The organism is Streptomyces sp. SID3343 (genome assembly GCF_009865215.1).
In the GTDB taxonomy this organism is placed as follows: domain Bacteria; phylum Actinomycetota; class Actinomycetes; order Streptomycetales; family Streptomycetaceae; genus Embleya.
In genome coordinates this window covers 1-1169 of sequence record NZ_WWJX01000206.1, presented here as the reverse complement: position 1 = coordinate 1169, position 1169 = coordinate 1, and the positions used below count along the sequence as shown (strand labels likewise).

Annotated in this window: 1 protein-coding gene; it reads left to right on the top strand. The window is 73.2% G+C overall.

The features are described 5' to 3' along the window. A partial coding sequence (locus GT354_RS07430) for an acetate--CoA ligase family protein (protein ID WP_202511604.1) occupies positions 1–671 on the top strand: 671 nt, incomplete at its 5' end. Positions 672–1169 lie beyond the last annotated feature (498 nt).

Here is a 1169-nt window from a genome sequence, read left to right as displayed (position 1 = left end):
CGGCGGACGCGGCCGACCTACTGGCCTGCTACGGCATCACCCTGCTCCCCGCCGTGCGGGTGGACAGCGCGGACGCGGCGGTACGGGCGGCGGAACAGGTGGGCTACCCGGTCGTGCTCAAGACGATCGCCGAACACCTGCGCCACCGGGTCGACATCGACGGCGTACGCCTGGACATCGGCGCGGAGGCCGGCCTGCGCCGAGTCTTCGCCGAGATGACCCTGCGGCTCGGCGGCCCGGACCAGGCCCGCCTGGTGGTCCAGCCGATGGCCCCGCACGGCATCGCCACGGTCCTGGGCCTCAACTACGACGACTCCTTCGGCGCGGTCCTGTCCTTCGGCCTGGCCGGCCCCGCCACCGAACTCCTGGGCGACGTGGCCCACCGCCTCGTCCCCGCGACGGACCACGACGTGGCCGACCTGGTCCGCGAAGTGCGCGCGGCGCCCATGCTGTTCGGGCACCGTGGTGCGCGGCCCGTGGACGTCTCGGCCCTGGAAGATCTACTGCTTCGGCTCTCCCGGCTGGCCGACGACCTCCCCCAGGTCACCTCGATCGAACTCAACCCGGTCATGGTCGCCACGGAAGGCACCCACGTCCTGGGCGCGCGAATCCGCCTCTCCCGCCCACCGGCCCGGACGGACCTGGGCCCGAGATCGTTGTCCCGCCCATAGCCTCGCTCGTGGCCGCATGGCCCTGCGGGGTTTTTCGGGTGGGTGTGTGCGCTGCGGTTGCGCCTTGGTGGGCTTGGGATGTGGTCCCACCCGCACCACCCGTTGCGTTTTGCGTTTTGGGCTGCGGTTTTACGGCGACCGGGGTGGCGTGGTCCGGCCTCGCGGTCCGGCTTTTGGCTCGGGGCTGTGGGGGGGCCTCGCCCGAGAGCGGGTCGGCGGGGCGCGCTGCTGCGGTTTCGGTTTTGGTGGGCTTGGGAGTGGTTCCCACCCGCACCACCCGTTGCGTTTCGCCGGTGGGCTGCGGTTTTACGGCGTCGGAGCGGCGTGGTCCGGCCCCGCGGCCCCCGGCCCCGGCTCGCGCGCCTGCCGGCGGTCTGGCTGTGCTCGGGTCGGGAGGTCCGGCTGCGGATGACGGCGCTTCGCGCCCACGGGATGGGCTTCGCCCGGGAGCGGGACTCGGCCGCGCTCGTGGCGCGTCAGCGCCCACTGATCGGCTTG